General features: G+C 47.6%; 2 protein-coding genes. Both read right to left on the bottom strand.

Annotation, left to right across the window (positions count from 1 at the left end; translation table 11 throughout):
* Window positions 1-35: 35 nt before the first annotated feature.
* Window positions 36-284 (bottom strand): hypothetical protein, encoded by a 249-nt coding sequence (locus tag F6K20_RS38240; protein WP_008180813.1) that lies wholly within the window; start codon window positions 282-284, stop codon window positions 36-38.
* A 138-nt stretch (window positions 285-422) separates the two neighbouring features.
* Complete coding sequence (locus F6K20_RS40390) at window positions 423-662, bottom strand: transposase DNA-binding-containing protein (RefSeq protein ID WP_071986821.1); 240 nt, start codon at window positions 660-662, stop codon at window positions 423-425.
* Between the last annotated feature and the right edge of the window lie 810 nt (window positions 663-1,472).

The raw sequence follows: 1,472 nt of genomic DNA, 5'->3' as shown, positions 1-1,472 counted from the left end.
TCAAAAGATATCCCATCTCCTCTTTCACCCTGGGGTTATACTGCTCTCGAAGAATCAGTAATTCGCGCTTTGGCAGAGCGCTTTTGGGCGAACAACTCAAAGATATCGGCCTCGCGATCAGCAACATGTATGAGCTTCGCTTTTTCGGCTAGTCCTTCCTCGGCTCCTGTAAGAGTCTCTAACCATCGATAGCTTTCTTTTTCTTGAATCGCTTTTTTCTTGCGTTCTTTTTTCTTTCCACTCCTGTGCTTTCTTGTCCAACTCTGCTGATGTAGCAGTCCCAATGGCTCTCAATCGCGCACTCACCGCTATACAGCTATGAACTTTGATTCGAAGTTGCTTGGTCTGATTGATATATCCCAAACCCTTCGTGGCTTGATGTGTCCTATACTCCAAGTCGGTCGTGTCCTGTATTGCCAGCACTACTCACGGCGACCGACACACCTCCTCACTACGCCTTCCCTGTGTGAAGCCAATAAGTCGGTCCCTTTCACTGTCTTATTTGACCAAAATCTGTAGATACTTTGACTCTCGCTGGCATTTCCACTCGCTTTTGGTACTGTTTCTCCTGGATGCTCACTTAAGACCAGAAGTGTCTTTCTCAATCTTTTTGCGTGGCGTATGTCCTGAAAAATTTCGGATTTATCTCCTGGCTTATCCAATCCTTCATTTGTTCCTCTTCATCCCCTGATTGGCTTTTTCCTTTCATACTCTCACAACCTCCGCCTCACTGTCCACTCCAGCTTTGCTGCACCGAATTAAGCGCGATCGCACTTCAAGATTAGCGATCGCACTTCAAGATTAGCGATCGCACTTCAAGATTAGCGATCACAGTCTTGGGAAACCCCTGTTAGTCTATACTCCAGTTAATAATTACGCTCACCACTCCTCTCCCCATCCTTGCCTACATCAAACGTCTCTATCACTGTTTCGACTACTTTTGCCTAATGGATAGTATTAAGGTAGGGGGGATTCCTCTGGCCTTGCCCGTAGCGCTATATACTACCTCTGCCTGGTATTTCCTCTTTGCCCTGACGAGGTGATTGTTGCGGCTACACAAATGTAAAGACCTAGCATGCTAGGTCTTTACAAGCCTCTGGGGACTGAATTAAACCGGAGTATTGCACCCGGATTGGGGATCAGTTGTGCCAATTAGATGGCATTGCTTAATAATGGAATGATTTTAAGAGTGAGGTGGAATGGGCATCTTGCCCGTTCCTGGCGGTGCGACCCGAAGGTGCGACCCAAGGGCGATTTACTCGCCCTTGGAGGCGCGCACCTTGAGCGAATTTAATATAGGACTTACGCAACTGGCACAACTAATGGTGGGGCTAGACCTGGTTGACTGACAAAAGTTCACATAGCGCGTACGGTGCAGCAATCGGTGTAGCGGCGCGCTACCCAACGGAAGACTCATCCTTTCCCAGTGATGGAAGGTGTTACCTTCTCAAATTGGCTACAAATGCCATATA

Source organism: Moorena sp. SIO2C4 (assembly GCF_010672485.1).
GTDB lineage: Bacteria > Cyanobacteriota > Cyanobacteriia > Cyanobacteriales > Coleofasciculaceae > Moorena > Moorena producens.
The sequence above is the reverse complement of the archived record's forward strand: the minus strand, read 5'-3'. Positions and strand labels throughout refer to the sequence as shown.